Raw genomic sequence first — 17,981 nt, forward strand, 5'->3', positions numbered from 1 at the left:
CAACATTTGCATGTCATTCATGGATTTCTCCTAAGCTACCCTTCTTATTATAGAAAGATGCGCACTAGGTCAAGTCGGGGTTAGTGTCCGGTGCGGTAGATTCTTTGCACGATTCTTTGCACAGTCCTGAAATGAAACGTAAGGGAAGGGTTAAATTTTAGGCAAAAAAAGACCTGCTTTTCAGCAAGTCTTTGTTTAAGAGTGGCTTTTAGCCCTCATTTGAAACACATTTGAATCAGTGCAACAACTCTAGAAAATGGCGCGCCCGAGAAACGCCATTCGTATGTATTATGTGTATTATACTGTCCACTACACACTCTACATACCCTTGTTTTATAACAGTTTAATGTATTTACTGTGATTTGTGTATTATACTATCCACTACTTTTGACGGTCTCGATGACGGTCTCGTTATATTAAGGAGTGGCATCAAATGGCCCTTACAAACACTCAAGTCAAGAATGCAAAGCCCAAGGACAAGCAATACAGGTTAACCGATCAAGGTGGGTTATCTCTGATTGTACGGCCCACTGGATCCAAGGCATGGAAATACGATTACAGGCTGGGTGGCAAGCGCCTGACCCATACAATAGGCACATACCCTGAGACATCCCTGGCAGAAGCTAGAGATGCACATACAGCCGCTAGGCGGCTAGCAAAGACTGGGGCCAACCCTACAACCATAAAGAACCAAGGAGCCGGCAGCAGCATCCTGTTTAGCACTCGCTGCAAAGCATGGCTCAGCAAACAGAATCTAGCTGAACCCACCAGAAAAGATCTAGTCCAACGAATTGAGAAAAACCTATACCCTTATATGGATAGTAAATGTCTTACAAACTATACAACTAGAGATCTGTTTAAAATTATCGAAAAGATGACTAACAGGGGTGCAAGGGAAACTGCCTTCCGCATGGCAGGCATACTGCGAAAGGTATTCAACGAAGCGTTCATACTGGGTGACATTGAAGCCAACCCGGCTAGTGGATTAACCGAACTCATACCCATACCAGACATTAAAACAAAGTCTAACTTTGGACATATCACAAGCGTTGATGATTTTAAAATATTACTCCAACAAATTTACAAGCCAGATCCTGATCGAGACACAGCAGTCACCCTTGCATTAAAGCTTATGCCGTTAGTCTTCCTGAGACCTAAAAACATCCGCTTTATGAAGTGGGCGTACATTGATTTTGATGAAGCCTTGATGACCATACCTAAGGAAGCCATGAAGATGGGCAAGGAGCTTAAAGTCCCTCTTGCAAACCAAGCCTTAGCCATTTTAAACGAAGCACACAAGCACACAGGCGAGCTCGAGTACGTGTTTATGTCAACCATCGGCATAGGGAAGAACAAGCCCATAGGTGAGAGCGCAACCACCAACGCCATTAGACGAATGATTGACCCTAGAACAGGCAAAGCCTTTGGTACTGGCTTTATGACAAGTCATGGCTTCAGACATACTGCCAGCACCATGCTAAATGAACTTGAATACCCTGCTGACGCTATAGAACTTCAAATGGCTCACGTAACCCAGAACATTGTTAGAAGCACCTACAACAAAGCAGAGCTAATGCCCTTAAGGACTAATATGATGACGAAGTGGGCTGACTACATAGACAACTTACTTAACAATCCGTATAGCCACTTCCCAAGCAATTAAACTCAAAAGGAGTTGACCAACACAAAGTCAATTTTCCCCGTATGCTCTCTTAAGGGCTTAACGCTCTGATATTATTCACTTTTGTACCAGCTTTTTGCATCTTCGATGCTGGGGAACTGAAAAATAACTGTGCGATCTTTATCATGCGAACCTTCCAAAACTTCACTAAGGCTTCCCCCAAGCAAATAAGTGCCTTGGTAACGCTCCAAAGAAGTCCCTGCAGCCTTTACATAATGCTCAAATGCGTCCGAGTCTGTAAGCTTTGAGTGAACAATTAAAAAAGCTGGCATAGTGTTTTTCTCACAGGTTAACAGCCATCGCGCTTTTGGTCGCAGTGGATCAGTCTTAAATTACAACTGTTTTTGGACAGGATACTATATTGAAATCAGTCTTGGATTAATTGGTCGATAATGACCGGTGCGACAGCATTTGGGTATGGTAAAACACCATCAGAACTACCATTAAAACTGTTTTCTCCTCGATAATCACCTTCAGGAATGATTTGAATACCCAAGCCGAAACCAAATAGGTTAGGTATTGCTGCTCCAGATTTAATGTCACTTAATTCACCAAAATTTGAACGCTGCCTTACTTTTTGGGTAACACCGTTCAGAGTTATTTTAGGTAAGTTTGCTCGGAACCCCGTACACTGGATAATTAGTGCCGCATTATCCAACAGATGTTTGGCATCAGAAATTGCTGCCATGGGTTCAAGACGGACACGCTTTTCAATCCCTTTTTTTATTTGGATATATAGCGCCTTGGCGTCTTTGCGCAATCCTGCATTACGGTAAACCAGTCCGCTGACAGGACAGACATCATCGATGTCATCAAAAGGCAATTGATTTTGATGCGCAAATTCTGGAGTACAACGAAGTTTAACCAACGGGTTTCTTTGCAGCATGATTATATCTCTACCTTTGGCATACAATGATAGTACTGGATCATTAAGCAAACGCCAAGCCGCCGAGAAACTGCTGTGAGAAGACCCAACAATCAATATACTACCCTGCTGATGAGGCAGTAAACTGGCATCTTTCGTCTGTAAAAATGGGCCTGTAAAAACGGTTTTTTGTCGCCATGGCAAAAGGTCTTTTAATAATTCTTCTTTGCCACCACAACAAAGAACCATTTTTTGACTGCTCACTAATAATTGGTCGTGACTACCATAACTTTTGCATTCATTTTTACTGATTTCAACGCGTGTGACCTCTGTATCGAGCAATAAATTATCACCCAACAATGAGGTAATTATATTGGCGATTGGCTCAAGCATTAACTTTCCCACTTTGGGCAACGTTATCAATGGTTGATGCACTTCAGGCTGTTGTAAATAATAATCACGCAAATTGCTGAATGGTGTATCATCAAGTAAGCAACTGACAATTTCGTCAGCGTCAGTATTGGCATTGATTTGATAATTACCTAATACACCGCCAGGTTGGTGATTACCTTCGATCGCTATTAGCGAATCTAGTAGGGCCTGGTATTTTAGTTTTTTAGGTTCTTGTGCTTGTTTGACTTTATTAACAAGCGCAATGACAAAGCAAAGTCCGGCAGTGCCAGTACCGATTAATTGGCAATGGGAAATTGTATTCATAGCAGGCTAATCCAATGGCGCATACAATTTAGTTTCTTTGGTGATAATGCCACCTCGATTGCCAATTTCAATTGAGCCATAACGCTGCTTGTAATACTCTGGTAATGGGCGGTCATCGGGCATAGACAGCCACAAGCGCATTAAATGACGTCGCTTGGTGGGGGTGGGCCAGTCTAAAAACCCCGCACGATCATGAAGCTGAGAATGGTTATATACCCATTGCATATCACCGGGTTCCAGCTGCATACCAAAATAAAGGTTAGGGTCGTTTGCCAAGGTATCAAACATATCTAGTGCTTCAATATGCTTAGGGGTTAATTTCATAGCTTCGCTAAATCGTTGCGCACTGTCAATATATTGCCTTTGATAGAAAACGGTAAGATAGCCTTGATTCCAACTTAAAACAGGGATCTCCATGAATGGCTTTTCACCTTCAGGAATTTCACCTCGACGATCTGTTGCTATTGGATCAAACAGTTTTTCCAATAGGTCTGGGCGCTCTGCCTTCATGCGGTTATAAATTGTTTCAGCACTCACTAATAAAGAACGCCCACCTTCTTTTGCCTTTCTGATACACACTAGGCCAACTACGTCGGCACTATCTGTATGAAATGTTTGACGATCACAGGTTTGATAAATACGGCTGTTCGGGTCATTTGCATCTGCCCCAACGTCACGTACGTGCCCTAGAATATGCCCATCAGAATTTTGCGAACGTGCTCTTCCTATGTGCGAACCTAACCCACAGAAAATAGCTGCAGTAAATTTTTGGGAGTAATTTGATATGTTCAAACCACGTAAAACTTCCACACCAACGCCCCTTAAGAGTGTTTTGCTTAACCTATCAATATGCGGGAGAAAAGTGGTCAGAGGAAAGGTCTCTTTAGTGATTTCACCCACGTCAATGCCAAGGCTTAAAAAGGAGTTAGCTGCCTTTTCCAAATCAACAATATCTTCTGTGGTAAGGCGGTATAACCACGCTTGGGTGTTGCGTGCCATATCTTTGCCAAGCCATGCTGATGGGCCCGTTAGGCACTGTGGTAAGTCAGTTAAATTTTGATGAGGCCAACTTTTCATGTTAATTTTCCCATTTGGAAGCGAACACAGCTTAGTTTTGGTTATGAGGTAGTGCTAATTTATCAAGCTTTCTTGATAACTAAAAATGGCAGGTTGGCCAGAAATCGCTTTAACACCTTGCATCTCAAGTGAACGAACTGCCTCCAAATTTTATTTTCCATGGCTGGCGTCAGGCGATAAAGCAGGTCAGGTACAGAGATACCCTGCAATATTTCATAACAGGCTGTGAACGGCAGACTTGATGGATTTTTGATATGCCCTTGGCGGCTTCGGGAAGTAACTTTCAAGCGCTAAAACGCCGATTGAGACACCACAAATATTTTTCCCACCAAGGACCTTTTTCATATTCTTCCTTTAAAAACGGTTGAGACGAAAATCTTTTAACAACTCTTCATCAATCTCATGCGTTATCGACTGCGCAATAAGTTTTGCTGACTGAGGAGCCATCATCATGCCATAGTGACAGTGCCCAAAAGCGACGTATAAACCAGGCATCCCTTGCACTTTGCCAAGACAAGGCAAGCTATCTGGTAATGATGGGCGGACGCCAACCCATGATTGAAAATTGGATTGCCCTAGTTCAGGAAACATTTTATTAGCCAAGGTGGCCAAGTCAGCCACCCGTTTAGGGTTAGGAGGCGCATTCTTATCGTCAAATTCTGCAGTGCCTGCAATGCGCAGTCCATCTTCCATTTGTGAAGCCACGAATTTCATGTCCGCGTCCATAATGGAGTTGTTTAACTGCATATCAACATCAGGGTAGGAAATATGATACCCACGTTCATTTTCCATCAGTACTTTAATACCCAGGGGGCGCAGCAAATCAGACGACCAGGCTCCTGCTGCCACCAGTAATTGGCTAGATGGGTGAGATTTTTCATCATAAAAACAGTCCCAACCACCACTCACATTGGGCCTAAAACTGCTGACTTGACTCTGAATCAACTTACCACCTAAAAGCTGTACTTTATTAGCTAAAACCTGTCCCAAACGTCCAGGATTAGTAAGCCGGGCTTGGCCTTTAATGACAATTGCAGCAGCAAAATCTGTGGATAGAGCAGGTTCTAACTGTCTTAGTTGTTGCCTATTATAGCGCTGTATATCTGCACCGTTTTTAATGCGAATTTGGTAGTCTAAGCTGTTTAGGTTCGCTTCTTTTTCATTCCGATAGGCATGTACGTAGTAGCTATCACGCAGTAAATCTTGAGATCCTGTATCGGCCAGAAGTTGTTGATATAAAGGAATACAATCACTGATTAAACTAGCCATAGCTTGAGAGTTTTTTTCGACTTGCGTTCGCCGCCCCTGGAGTAAAAACCGAGCACCCCAATAGGCCATGCGCACAGAGTAACCCGGTGACACGGTGACTGGGCCTAATGGGTCCATTAGCCAGCTAGGCACTTTTCGCCACATACCTGGTAGCGATTGAGGCACAATCGACCAAGGTGAAATAACACCCGCATTGCCGTATGAGGCTCCCTGCCCAGGCTCTGCTTTGTCGACTATGGTGACTTGAAACCCCTTTTGGAGTAATTCAATTGCTGAGCAAAGGCCAATAATGCCTGCGCCAATGATAATAATATCTCGTCCATCAGGTCTAGCTATAGTCTGCTGCACTTTTGAGTTCCTTTTTTGCAGAAAGCCATTGCTGGGCGAAAATAAGCGCAACTATACATAAGCCTACCAAGTCAGAGTTGCCGCTTGGCGCTACTAACAATAGACCACCTACTGCTATTGATATACGCCAAATATGGCGTAATGGCGCCAGAAAGTATGCAGATACAGCAGTCGCAATAACAAACACTCCTAGTGCGCAAGTAATAGACACCTGCAAGAATGACCCGAGAGTGAAGTACTCTGGCAATACTATAAGCATGGTCGGTGCATATACAAAAACCATGGGGACTAACAATTTACCCAAGCCAAGACTGAATGCGCTCATACCTGTGCGAAATGGATTGGCTCCTGCAATGCCTGCAGCAGCGTACGCTGATGCACAAACCGGCGGGGTAATTTCTGAAATAACGCCGTAATAGAGCACAAACATGTGAGTAGCTAAGGGTGGCACACCTAGATTGGACAGCGCGGGTTGAGCGACAGAAACCAACATGATATAAAGCGCCGTAGTGGGTAGCCCTGCGCCCATTAGAATACAGGCCAAGGCAATTAGCACTAACGACAAAAACTGTTGTAACGCGCTTTGGGAAAAAGCATCTATGCTCGTCCAGTCCAGCAGTGGCGCCAGCCAACTGGCCATATCAGCGGCACTTCCAGTCACCATAAAACCTAAACGGAAGCCAATGCCTGTGGTATTGATAACACCAACAACAATACCTACAGCTGCACATGCGGCTCCTACGGGGAGGGCATATTGCACACCTACATGAAAGCTATCAAACAAGGCTCGAAAACTTTGCAGTTTGTTACGATGGAGACAACTAATTAAAGTTAGAGCCGATAATATACCTGCCACACTTGGGCTGTAGCCCCCTCCAGAATATGGAGATGCTTTCCAAAATATATAAGCTAACAACGCAAAAGGCGCAAACAGCGTTAACGGCTTATCTAAGCCACTAAAGCCAACCACAACGCACAAGGCTAAGCCAATAAAGGCAGCCATATTAGGGGAATACCCACTAAACAATACTAAAAGCAAAGCTACTAATGGAATGGCGGTACGCCATCCTTGACGCCAAACTTGTACAAATTTTGGCAATTGTTCCTTTGTATAAGTAGACAAACCTAATCGCTTAGCTGTGAAATGCACTATAGACATAACACCGATGTAGTGCATCGCGGCAGGAACAATGGCAGCAATCACAATAGTTGTATAGGGAACTTCTAAATACTCAGCCATCAAAAAGCTGGCTGCACCCATAATGGGTGGTGTGATTTGTCCACCGGCACTGGATGCGGCCTCAACGCCACCAGCAAAATGGGCTGGGTAACCCATCTTTTTCATGTTGGGGATAGTGAGCGATCCAGTAGATACCGTGTTAGCAATTGAAGATCCAGAAATAGTGCCAAAAAAGGCAGAGGAAACGACGGATACTTTGGCTGGGCCACCGGTATATCGACCGGCCAATATCATGGCATTGTCAACAAAGAATTGTCCTAGACCCATTCGCTGTGCGACCACACCAAACAGCACAAAATGGAATACTACTGTTGAAACAACCCACAGCGTGACCCCAAATATGCCCTCTGAGGGGAAGTACATGTTGTTAACAAATTGATGCCAATCGACACCAGGATGACGCAAGATTTGAAGGGGAATATAAGGCCCTAACAGCGCATATCCTGCGAATACCAAAATGATCATTGGCAACACGAAACCAATGGTACGCCGAGTAATTTCTAACACCGCTAGAACCAAGATACTGCCAAGTACCACATCTATTGTACTGGGGTTGCCTTGACGCATAGTTTGTTCAGAAACTTGTATTCCAAACCCATCAAAACCACGCCAGCTAAACCACAAAAATAGTGAAGCAGTAATGGCCAACAGCAAAATAGCCCAGTCATACAGTGGCACATTGCCCGGCGTCCAAATAGAGGGGCCTTTATACTTTAATGCTGAAGCTGTTTTTAATAACGGGAAACCCACAAAGATAAAAAAAAATAATCCTGATAAATGGATTCCCATATGTACATAGTCTACAGGGGTACCGAAACCTGCAGTCCAAAAGTGATAGAGCGCAAATAATAATGTTGCTATATAAACAAACCTCCTGAAGCTAGGGCCATTATCACGCGTATTTAGGGCGGTATCGTATTTCTTTTCGAGTTCCTCTTGAGCCCTATTGTCTATTTTTGTGTCAAGTTGCATGATCGTCAGTTCCAATCGGGAAATTCATGAAAAAATGGGCCGCCTGAAAAGGGCGGCCCAAAAGCACATTAAAACAATGCGGGACCTAGATTAGACCTAGGTTAATCTATTAATCCCATTTCACGGTAGAAACGTTCTGCACCGGCATGCAATGGCACACCAATACCCGCTACTCCATCCAGAGCAGTTTCAACGGTTATAACCTTGCCCTTAGCATGGCCGTTATCAAGCAACTTACGCGCAGTTTTAGACCACATGGCTTTAGTTATTTGATAGATCAACTCTTCATCTTGATTTGCGTTGGTCACAAAAATGCCACTTACTGCAACGGTATTTACATCGTAGTTAACACCCGCATAAGTGCCCTTAGGGATGGAAGAGGGGATGTAGTAAGGTACAGATTTATTGGCTTGCTTCACCTCGGCTTCGGTAAAGGAATACAGCTCCATGCCTTTAGTACTGTCCAACTGGATCATAGCAGCAACTGGGGTTCCCGCTGCGTAAAAGTAAGCATCCAGTTGGCCATCAGCAAGGCGTTCCGCACTTTGATTGTTACCCAACTCAGCTTCGTCAATGTTGTCACGGTTCACATCATGATCAGCTATGATCAACTCGACAGCGATTTGAGTACCAGATCCAGCTTGTGCAATACCTACCCGTTTACCCTTGAGGGCACTCAAGCCAGACAAAGTCTTACCCTTTGGCAATACCAAATGCAGGTCCTCAGGGTATAGGTTAGCAATAATACGTAGGTCTGGTTTGGCATTGCCTTCGTATTTACCGACACCGTTATATGCATAATGCAAGGTGGCAGCTCCCGACAAACCTGCTTCCATTTGACCAGCCTGGATTGCATTTACGTTGTGCGCCGAGGCATTGGTAGATTGGGCCATAGCTACTAATCCTGGCACACCACAGTTACCGCCTTTATCACAGGCGCGCGATCCCGGTGGATTGGATATCGCGTTAGCAATGATGCCACCAATGGGGAAGTAAGTGCCCCCAGCACCACCTGTACCAATGCGGAAGAAGGTCATTTCCTGTGCAGCAACGGAACCACTTAAAAAAGTGCATGCCATCGCTATGCCGGTGAGTTGTCGAAGTAATTTCATATGGGTAATCCTTTTGTTATTTTAATTCTACACAACCAGAGTTCAAGCTTTTAGGCGCTGATTCTGTCTGTGAGTGGCATGAGTTAATCATGGCGCTTAACAGTCTATTACCTGAGGTGGATATACACAAATTCAAAAAAGTGGTATTTTTAAAGATTTTATTGATATGAATATTATGAATATTATGAATATTATGAATATACAACAGCTTAAGGTGTTTAGAGAAGTTATGAAAAGCGGTTCTCTTAATGGCGCCGCAAAAACCTTACATCGCTCTCAACCAGCGATCACTGCTAGCTTAAAAAATCTTGAAAATAGCTTGGATATCGTTTTGTTTAAACGTGAAGGCCGGCGTTTAGTACCCAGGCCTGAAGCCCACTATTTACTCACAGAAGCAGTAGAAATTTTGGATCGCTGCCGCACTACACAGCAAAATATTGCCTTGATGCGTGAGCGAGTTCAAGGTTCAATTCGTATTGTATCTATGCCTGGCCCTTCGTCATTTTTATTACCTAATTTCATCAGCAAATATGTAGCACAAAAAGCAGACGTTAAAATTGCTATAGCTACTCGAAGTAGTCCCCATATTCGCAGCTTAATGTCCTCTCAAACCTACGATATTGGCTTTTGCGACATAGACTTCAGTGTTGCGGATAGTCAGCTTTTTAATAGTATGAATTTCACTTCGGAATGTGTTTGCGCCCTACCTATTGACCACCCTCTCGCAGCAGAAGCCACCATTACACCAACCCATTTGAACAATGTACCAATGGGGTCGCTGCACTCAGAAGTGAAAGTAGTACAAAATATTAAAGCCGCATTCCATGAACAGGGTGCAAACTTTAACGTCCGCTTTACCGCTCAGTATTTTATACCTTTGCTTGAATATGTAGCCGCTGGTCAAGCGTGTGTGGTACTCGATAAATTAAGCGCTCGAGGCTATGAACTTATGCAGCAACGAGCAACCAACAAAACGGTTGTTTTTCGACCTTTTGCGCCAGCCACTAGCTATAGCATTGGCATTTTAACGCCGCTCCACCTACCTATATCGTTAGTTGCGGAAGATTTTTTACATAACTGGCAGCAATATGTACAGGATATTTTAGCCGAACCTGTATAGCTTAGTGAGTTTAATAAAATATTCATATCACAGCTATGTGATAGCAACAGAGCCTGTTGGCAAAGGTCTTATGGACCTTCTAATGCCAAAAAATGGCATTAGTAAACTTTGCTTCCATTTATTCCCTTTCAAGAAGAGCTTTACTGCTAATACGGTTGCTTGAGGATCTTCCTCGTGTGGCACATGACCTAGATCCTTAAAAACAACCAAGTGACTGTTAGCTATGTCTTGATTAAATTGTTTTCCAAACTTGGGAAGAATCAACTGGTCTTTCCCTCCCCATATGATAAGCGTGGGGACATTAATTGTTTTAAGTTTATCTACTAAAAATCCCGGTGACATTTGTTCAAACCGTGCCTTTAACGCATTACGGTTACCCTCTCGAAGAGATAAATCGTAGTATCGGTTAACTAACTCGTCAGTAACTAAATCAGGGTTGCCATATACATTTTTAACGCTAACCGCTACTAGTGATTTAGGTAAAACATCCTTTAACAGCACCCTGGTTAGGGGATGTTGTGCTAATTGAAATGCTAGCGGAACTGATGTAAGCTGGAACGTGTATCCACTGGAATCTACTAATACTAATTTAGATACCCTGTTAGGATACAGCACAGCCGTTGCCCAAGAAACATGACCACCTAAAGAATTACCTCCCAATACGACTTTTTTAACTTTTAGCTCGTCTAGCACTGCTATAACTACTTCAGCGTAGCGCTCAATTTTGTAATTATTTTTTGGATCTGGCCCAGTTAACCCAAATGTGGGTAAATCGAAACGAATAACCCTGCGGTTTTCTTTTAATGCATCAACCCAACCATTCCAAGTATGCAATGACGCACTTGTGCCATGTATTAAAACTATGGGTTCATTGTCAGTCTTTGGGCCTTCGTCTCTTAAGTGAATATTCATGCCAGCGATATTTAAAAATTGAGAGGGTTCATGGCCCCATCGTTGGCTAAGTTCTTCAACAGATTTATCTGGAGCTATGTTTAAATAAACATAGATTACTAGGGGGGTCATAAGCAATAACAACAGATATAAACAGTACTTGAGAAGTCTAGACATTTTATATACCTTGAGACAATGCGTGCGTCGCAATCAACGAAGCGCTCAACAAACAAACAACCCTAATGCAGAAATTCAGCATAACCACCTCGAACAACTTAAGCTTTATGATAGACACTGCCAACGTAAGATTGTTATAGATAAAGGATGAATTCTGATTTTTAGCCTTGCAGCAATTTTTAAGCAGAGCTAATGTACGTTGGGTGCGTTACAGTGTTAAATGATCGAATGCAGTCCTCAGATGGGCCACAAGGTGCTTAATTGATGATGGAAGAAGGCAGACGTTGAATGCTTTATTTTTGAATAATGAAAAATTATCTGCCCATAAATACTAATAATATCAATGAAAAGAGCGAGATTACTATGGAACAAAACATGGGAATAATCACTTTAAAAAATGTGGCCACAATTTTTAGCAGCGCTAATGACTCTACTAATGCCATACGGCTAATAATGTCTTGCTATGAAAAGTATGTGACCGACTCTGAAATTAATGACTATATATTGGATAAAACAGTTAGGCACTTTAGAAGTAAAGGCAAACTTGATGGCGTGTATAATTTAGGGCATGAATTAGAATTAGTTCTAGAAGATCACAGTAAAATACGCGAAAAATGGCCGTTTTAATTATTTAGCTGGCGTTTAACAAATCCAGATAGTCATGTTACTCAGTCCTGCGTTCTTTAGGCTGGCTATATCAAATCCCTGCAAGCTTAGTTGCAGCATTTCCCATAATTTTTAGTCATCGTAGGCATGTTCTGGTCAACCTAGAAAGGACACTTTTATTTGAGAGTTTTCAAAGTGCACTGGCGACTAAATAGCTATGATTGCTACTCAAAACTAAAATGACCAAATGCATGTTACCCAGTTTAAGATTACTAGAAACCTAATGGCGTTTAGTATAGTCTGAATTTAAGGGATTACTTGGTGGTTGTCTTTTTTTGACTAGAGCCAAACTCAGAATTCTTCCTGTATCAAATATGATCTTTTGGAAGTAGTATTCATAAGGTGGATGCGATAATGACTTGGTGATTATTGCCATGCTAGGAATGGCCACCCACGACCATTTTTTTACAAGTGGCTCAATCTAAATCAAGAGATTATGCTGCACCAACTTTATCATTGGTTAGAACTGAGATCTGTTTGGGTAATTACATGTATGTTTAAGAAAATAAAATCAAAGTTTGCGATTGGTAGGCTTTCGGAAGAGCTTTTGTATGAGAAGGTTTTAAGTGAGGTTCAATCGGGAATAAAGAGACCTGGTATATGGGGAAAAGCCTTGGCTGACTCTAATGGGGCTGAGGATATGGCATATAGCCTTTACCTTAAATACAGAGTCCAATCATTAAAAGACGAATCGGAACTTGCTGAAATAATAGCCAGTGAAATACCGAAAGGTTCAGCGATTCATCAAATGAGACAAGTTACGAAGTCTGACATAATAGCCAATAAAACTTCGGGTGTAAGAACTCCCTATTTCTTTGATTACAGAGGTGTGAAAGTCTACAGGCAGGAAAAGACATGGTTTGTTGGGGGAGATTCGTTCCCGTCACAGGACGAAGCAAAACGTTACATAGATTCGTTAGGTGACTGAATGTCAATGTAACCAAAACCAGTGGTAGGGGGATTGAATTGAAAGAGGTGAGTATAGCAATACTTACTAATTTTCTAATTGAATCATCGTTACTCGCATCATCTCTTTTGAACATAACTCCAAAAACGATATGCGATTGCCACTGCGGTAACTGACATGCTGTGTTATTACTATTACGCTATAGTTTTGGTTATTTCATAGTCACCTATACTGGTTAATCCGCAGGTGTTACAGGAAATATAACATTTGCTTACGAGCCAAGTACTAAAGGTCACACTCTCCTCAAACCAAGATACCCCCCGGGGGTCTTACCCTAAAGAATCATTATAAACACCAACACTTAAACACTAGACACATTCCCACAGTTAGCTAGTTCTTAGCCATGTTCCCATAAGGTAAGGGATGCTTAAGGTTAATCAGACTTAAACTCCACTCCGAGCCATTAATAACCCACTATCACTACTCCTCTTCTACGAATGGCCCTGGAACCGCTACCCAAACCGTAGTATCAATGGCCGACCTCGGCCTGTTTACCCTCACAACCAATAACCCATCAGGAGAACACTATGTTCAAAATATTTCGTAAGACCTTTGACAGATCCGGCATAACGGCAAACAAAGCTTTGCAAGTTTTAGAAGTTTCCTTAAACCAAAGCCTGCAAGAATCCATTGACGAGGCCATAACCGAGCTCAACAACCTCAATACCACCCAAGAAGAGAGGGATCACCACTTAGCCCTCCTTTATAAGTAAATCCACCAGCTACCTCCTAGGTAGCTTTTTTTAAAATAAGATAGTTTCCGATATTTACCAAGAAAACACTAAAGTATACAGATAGCCGAGCCTAACCCAGACCTTATGCTTTAAATACTATTATTGATAAATATGAAACATTTAATATATTTACTTAAAAAACTAACCACGGAAGCCATAAAGTATTACTGCCAACTTAGCTCAGTTAAAGTTTCTCATGTTACAGGCCAACAACACTTCCCTCTATTTCTAACAGTGTCAAAGACCAAGGTAAGTTATCAATAAACACAGGTCAAGCATACGGGCATTGTGGACAGTGTTTAGTCGAAAAAGACAGAATTTGTGAGCAAAGAACTTTTAGCTAAATAAAATAAATACTGAAAGCTAAAGTTACGCCATGAATCAACATTTGAGTATAGGAAAAAATTCTAGCTAACAGTCCATATGTTGATTTTTAGATGGTTGTATTTTTAGTGATCATAGTATTTTTACTAAAAATAATAAAATTACTATTATATTTTTCATTTTTATACTTTTATGTTGATATTATGCTGTCTTTATCGTAAAATATTGTCTTGCTAAATAAAAAACAGTTCTTTTAAACGACGACGATATATTGACAGACCCAAAGATATATCTAGATAAAGTGAGAACAACTTCAGTGTTGAAGCAGTGGCTTAGCCTTTAGTGACCAATGTTACGCAGTAGCACGTCATAGAGATTAAGTATCACCCGATGCAGGCTCTGAGCAAACGAGTATGTCTCTTTTTTGAGGCTAATATTATTCGTCTAGCTCAGAGCCTTTTTTATTTGAGCTAGACCTTTTAAAAGGTTACTTAAATGAATCTCCCAGTTCAAAAACGCATCATACGTATCAAGACAGTATGCTCGTATACCAGCCTATCAAGATCCTATATTTACCTGTTAACTAAACAGCAGAAGTTTCCAAAACCTATATCCTTGGTTCCTGGAGGAACATCTGTGGCTTGGGTTGAACAAGAAGTAATCGCATGGGTTGAGCAGCGCATTGCAGAACGTGATGGAGGAGCTTCTAATGAGTAAGCTCACACGCAAGCCACACCAACCAGTAACACTTCCCGCTTTTCAGCGGGAGGTAGCTTACCCACCTGCAGTTGCCCGTTTTCTTCAAGATCTTATTGATAATAGAAGAACTGGTATCTCGACAATCAAACTTGGAGAGTTAGGCCACTGTGGCATTAGCCAAAAGTTTCATGGGCTCAGAGCCGATGGATGGATTATTGAGTCCACAAGAGTTTCTGTGCTGGATAACAATAATGAAGTTCGGTGTTGGGTCAGCAACTACATAGTGGTTGGCTGTAATGTGAAATTTAGTAATGAGGTAATTTAAATGAATGCTATAAACAAAAAAGCCCTTGTCGCCGGCAAGCAAACAAAGGGCTCTATCCCAAAAGGACAAACTAATCATACCACAGGTAATGGTTACATCAAGAACAGCACGTTTAACCCTGCCACTGTTAGTAAGAACTTTACTGCTGACATTGCCAACATACCACCACGAGAGTGGTTGGTAGATCACCTGTGCTTGAAGGCGTATATAACTGGCCTTGTGGCCCCTGGAGGTGTTGGTAAAAGCTCCTTAGCCCTTGCTCTAGGGATATCGGTTGCGTCCAACAATGACATTTTAAATCTCGGAGTACGTAAGCAGGCTAACGTACTAATTATCAACAATGAAGATTCGCTTGATGAGTTAAAACGAAGGATCGCAGGTATAACTACACAGTTCGGAATTTGTACTAGTAGCTTAGAGAAAACATTTTTTTACAAATCTGGCTATGAGAAGAAGTACATGCTTTCGGAGATGAGTGAGGGATGCCAAAAGGAAACAGCATTTGCTGCTGACCTGATCAAATATATGCTCGACAAAGAGATTGGCTTGCTTATCGTAGACCCGTTCGTATCGACCCATAACGCGCCTGAAAACGACAACACAGCCATGGATCAGGTCATGTCTATCTATCGTAAGATTGCTGCTAAGACTGGTGCAGCTGTCACACTGATCCATCACACACGCAAGCAGGACACTAAAGGTAGTTCAGCAGGCAATGCGGATATCGCTCGTGGTGCTTCTGCTTTTAAGGATGCTGTCAGAGTTGTTGCTACATTAACTCCAATGTCTAAAGACGAGGCAAAGGCGCTAACATTCGATGCCCAGAAACGATCACGCCACTTTAGGTTAGATCTTGCAAAACAAAACTTCTCTCCAGCATGCGTTAATGCATGGTGGTTTAGAATGGAATCTTGCCTGATAGACAATGGTGAACATGTTGGCGTACCCGTCCCTGTGAACTTAAAACCTCTCTTTAGCAATTCAGTAAGCAAGGTGAAATGGAGTGACCTATCGGTCGCAGAAGCTCTTGAGCGAATATTTGGCAACGCTGCGTCTCGTGATTGGAAGTCGCTTCTGCCTCAGTTTATGACTGACAACCAAGTTGCCTCAACTTCCGCATACGGTGCCATTGAGTTGCTTTCGGAGGATCCAAATAAACCAACCATTATCAATAACGGCAATGAGGATTTAGGCTATTGGCGTATGAAATCACCTAGAGGATTCATTAAGATCAACCGTAAAGCTTTATAAGTAATTAGACCATTCCGCATTCCGGAGATAGGCGTTCCAGGACTGGAAACCAGTGTTTATAAGGCTTTGATGGGAGCATTCCGGGGGTTATTGATAATCGACCGGAATGCTCAATTTTACACCTCTGAAAGCCCCGTATACCAGGGGTTTCCGGATTCCACCCTTTCCGCCCCTACGGGGACATATTCTATGGAATGCCCCCAGGTAGTTTATTTTTTCTTTAACTCTAATGGTGCATAGTTCATTTGAACCAAGATATCCTGTGCCTTATTAAGCATCGACCTGTTCTGAAATGGGCCTACCATTACCTTGAACCAAACAGATCCAGACTCAGTAGTAGATTGGCTCACTTCCACGTTAGGTAGTTTTTTTATTGTTAATAGTTTTTGTAATTCTTTAGCATCGTACTCAGACTTAAATGAAGCTACTTGCAGATGGCTTTCTGTCTTCTTATTTGGATCCTTAGCAGTAGACTCATATTCTTTAACGTAAGCTGGCGTAACATCGGCCTGCTGTAGTATTTTTATATATGTAAACTCTGGTGAGATAGGTGGCTCAACGGGTATTGGCTTTGCCACTTCAATCTTCTCTGTAGCCACCACAAGATCAACTTGATCCACAGAAGCCCTATCAATTTTATGATCAATACTCACGCTTAAAAGGATTACTATTAATACTACAATTAGTATTATTCCAGCAGCTATTAAAACTACTATAGGCCGAAGTAATCCTGGCGTAGTAACGTCAAGCTTTGGCTTGTGAGCATAATCCTTTATCACCAACCCTACCTCTTTAGTTCAAATACTATTTTTTATAAAATCTTTATATTTTGTACGCTTGGTTAAACACCAGCCATGGAAGCCATTAAATATTACCACCAATTTACCATTCAATAACTTTCTCAATTTCAAGAGCGACAGCACTTCCCTCGACTTCTAACAGAGTCAAACACCAACTCCTCTAAGTAAAGCACCCAGGTAGTGCGAGGAGTGAAGCGATAGCGCAGCGGTAGCGTAACTCCGAAGCACGCACGGAGTGCTTTACTACAAAAACAACCCAACACACTCACCAACTATTTAATGACCATACACACTAATTGTAAGCCTTAGAGCCCGTGTACTTATGGACAAAATAGCGATGCCATTATTGACCACAGGGTACACCGGCCAAGCAATAAGCTAACGCTATAAATAGAATAAGAGAATTAAAAAGAATAAGAGAGTTAAATACAAGTCATACAGAAGATGAAACTCTTTAGCCCTGGCTCAAGTCATGAGGCTTAACTAGACAGCATTATACGCCTACTATTGGGTAGCGTTATAGGAGCGACTATAGAGAGTAATAGCGTGTTGGATCGGCTTACTGTAGGGTAAACTAACAAGCCACTTAAACGGCCTGAAACGGTCTAATAGGTAGACCTAGTTCAGCTAGAAAGCCAATAGGGCATTAGGGTAAAAAATAAAACAAAAGACGGTCTATCTGACGGTTCCGTTATTTGAAATAACGAAAAAGATCTTATAAAACAGCGCCTTATAAAATAAAATGG

Annotated in this window: 16 protein-coding genes; 8 read left to right on the top strand and 8 right to left on the bottom strand. The window is 42.1% G+C overall.

What is annotated here, in order from left to right:
• Positions 1–433: 433 nt before the first annotated feature.
• Positions 434–1,663, top strand: a complete 1,230-nt coding sequence (locus Q0Y52_RS18055) for an integrase arm-type DNA-binding domain-containing protein (RefSeq protein WP_297823922.1) — start codon at positions 434–436, stop codon at positions 1,661–1,663.
• 71 nt (positions 1,664–1,734) lie between these two features.
• On the opposite strand, the gene Q0Y52_RS18060 is transcribed toward Q0Y52_RS18055, so the two are convergent.
• From Q0Y52_RS18060 to Q0Y52_RS18085, 6 genes are all read right to left on the bottom strand, one after another.
• Positions 1,735–1,953, bottom strand: a complete 219-nt coding sequence (locus tag Q0Y52_RS18060; protein ID WP_297823923.1) for a DUF1330 domain-containing protein — start codon at positions 1,951–1,953, stop codon at positions 1,735–1,737.
• A 95-nt stretch (positions 1,954–2,048) separates the two neighbouring features.
• The gene (locus Q0Y52_RS18065) at positions 2,049–3,263 is read right to left on the bottom strand and encodes a hypothetical protein (RefSeq protein ID WP_297823924.1); all 1,215 of its coding nucleotides are present in this window, start codon (positions 3,261–3,263) and stop codon (positions 2,049–2,051) included.
• A gap of 6 nt (positions 3,264–3,269) precedes the next feature.
• On the bottom strand, positions 3,270–4,340 hold the full coding sequence (locus tag Q0Y52_RS18070) for a TauD/TfdA family dioxygenase (RefSeq protein WP_297823925.1): 1,071 nt from the start codon (positions 4,338–4,340) through the stop codon (positions 3,270–3,272).
• A 354-nt stretch (positions 4,341–4,694) separates the two neighbouring features.
• Complete coding sequence (locus Q0Y52_RS18075) at positions 4,695–5,957, bottom strand: FAD-dependent oxidoreductase (RefSeq protein WP_297823926.1); 1,263 nt, start codon at positions 5,955–5,957, stop codon at positions 4,695–4,697.
• A complete protein-coding gene (locus tag Q0Y52_RS18080; protein WP_297823927.1) occupies positions 5,938–8,169 on the bottom strand; it encodes a TRAP transporter permease in 2,232 nt (743 codons plus the stop codon). Before Q0Y52_RS18080 ends, Q0Y52_RS18075 begins: the two co-directional genes overlap by 20 nt.
• A gap of 101 nt (positions 8,170–8,270) precedes the next feature.
• Complete coding sequence (locus tag Q0Y52_RS18085) at positions 8,271–9,281, bottom strand: TAXI family TRAP transporter solute-binding subunit (protein ID WP_297823928.1); 1,011 nt, start codon at positions 9,279–9,281, stop codon at positions 8,271–8,273.
• Between the two features lie 193 nt (positions 9,282–9,474).
• Here Q0Y52_RS18085 and Q0Y52_RS18090 point away from each other — a divergent pair, with 193 nt between their 5' ends.
• A complete protein-coding gene (locus Q0Y52_RS18090; RefSeq protein WP_297823938.1) occupies positions 9,475–10,401 on the top strand; it encodes a LysR substrate-binding domain-containing protein in 927 nt (308 codons plus the stop codon).
• Between the two features lie 33 nt (positions 10,402–10,434).
• Here the strand turns inward: Q0Y52_RS18090 and Q0Y52_RS18095 are convergent, their stop codons facing one another.
• A complete protein-coding gene (locus Q0Y52_RS18095) occupies positions 10,435–11,469 on the bottom strand; it encodes an alpha/beta hydrolase (protein WP_297823929.1) in 1,035 nt (344 codons plus the stop codon).
• A 375-nt stretch (positions 11,470–11,844) separates the two neighbouring features.
• On the opposite strand from Q0Y52_RS18095, the gene Q0Y52_RS18100 reads away from it, so the two are divergent.
• The 6 genes from Q0Y52_RS18100 to Q0Y52_RS18125 all read left to right on the top strand — a co-directional run bounded on the left by Q0Y52_RS18100 (position 11,845) and on the right by Q0Y52_RS18125 (position 16,435).
• Positions 11,845–12,096 (top strand): hypothetical protein, encoded by a 252-nt coding sequence (locus Q0Y52_RS18100; RefSeq protein ID WP_297823930.1) that lies wholly within the window; start codon positions 11,845–11,847, stop codon positions 12,094–12,096.
• 532 nt (positions 12,097–12,628) lie between these two features.
• Entirely contained in the window at positions 12,629–13,063 is a 435-nt protein-coding gene (locus tag Q0Y52_RS18105) for a hypothetical protein (RefSeq protein ID WP_297823931.1), read from the top strand.
• Positions 13,064–13,629: 566 nt separating this feature from the next.
• Entirely contained in the window at positions 13,630–13,815 is a 186-nt protein-coding gene (locus Q0Y52_RS18110; protein WP_297823932.1) for a hypothetical protein, read from the top strand.
• An 840-nt stretch (positions 13,816–14,655) separates the two neighbouring features.
• Positions 14,656–14,877, top strand: a complete 222-nt coding sequence (locus Q0Y52_RS18115; protein ID WP_297823933.1) for an AlpA family transcriptional regulator — start codon at positions 14,656–14,658, stop codon at positions 14,875–14,877.
• Positions 14,870–15,184, top strand: coding sequence for a hypothetical protein (locus Q0Y52_RS18120; RefSeq protein ID WP_297823934.1), 315 nt, complete (start codon positions 14,870–14,872; stop codon positions 15,182–15,184). The genes Q0Y52_RS18115 and Q0Y52_RS18120 overlap by 8 nt, the downstream gene beginning before the upstream one ends.
• A complete protein-coding gene (locus tag Q0Y52_RS18125; RefSeq protein ID WP_297823936.1) occupies positions 15,185–16,435 on the top strand; it encodes a helicase RepA family protein in 1,251 nt (416 codons plus the stop codon).
• A gap of 209 nt (positions 16,436–16,644) precedes the next feature.
• Here the strand turns inward: Q0Y52_RS18125 and Q0Y52_RS18130 are convergent, their stop codons facing one another.
• The gene (locus tag Q0Y52_RS18130; protein ID WP_297823937.1) at positions 16,645–17,214 is read right to left on the bottom strand and encodes an SPOR domain-containing protein; all 570 of its coding nucleotides are present in this window, start codon (positions 17,212–17,214) and stop codon (positions 16,645–16,647) included.
• Positions 17,215–17,981 lie beyond the last annotated feature (767 nt).

The sequence above is a fragment of the uncultured Paraglaciecola sp. genome, assembly GCF_943787955.1.
Classification (GTDB): Bacteria; Pseudomonadota; Gammaproteobacteria; order Enterobacterales; family Alteromonadaceae; genus Paraglaciecola.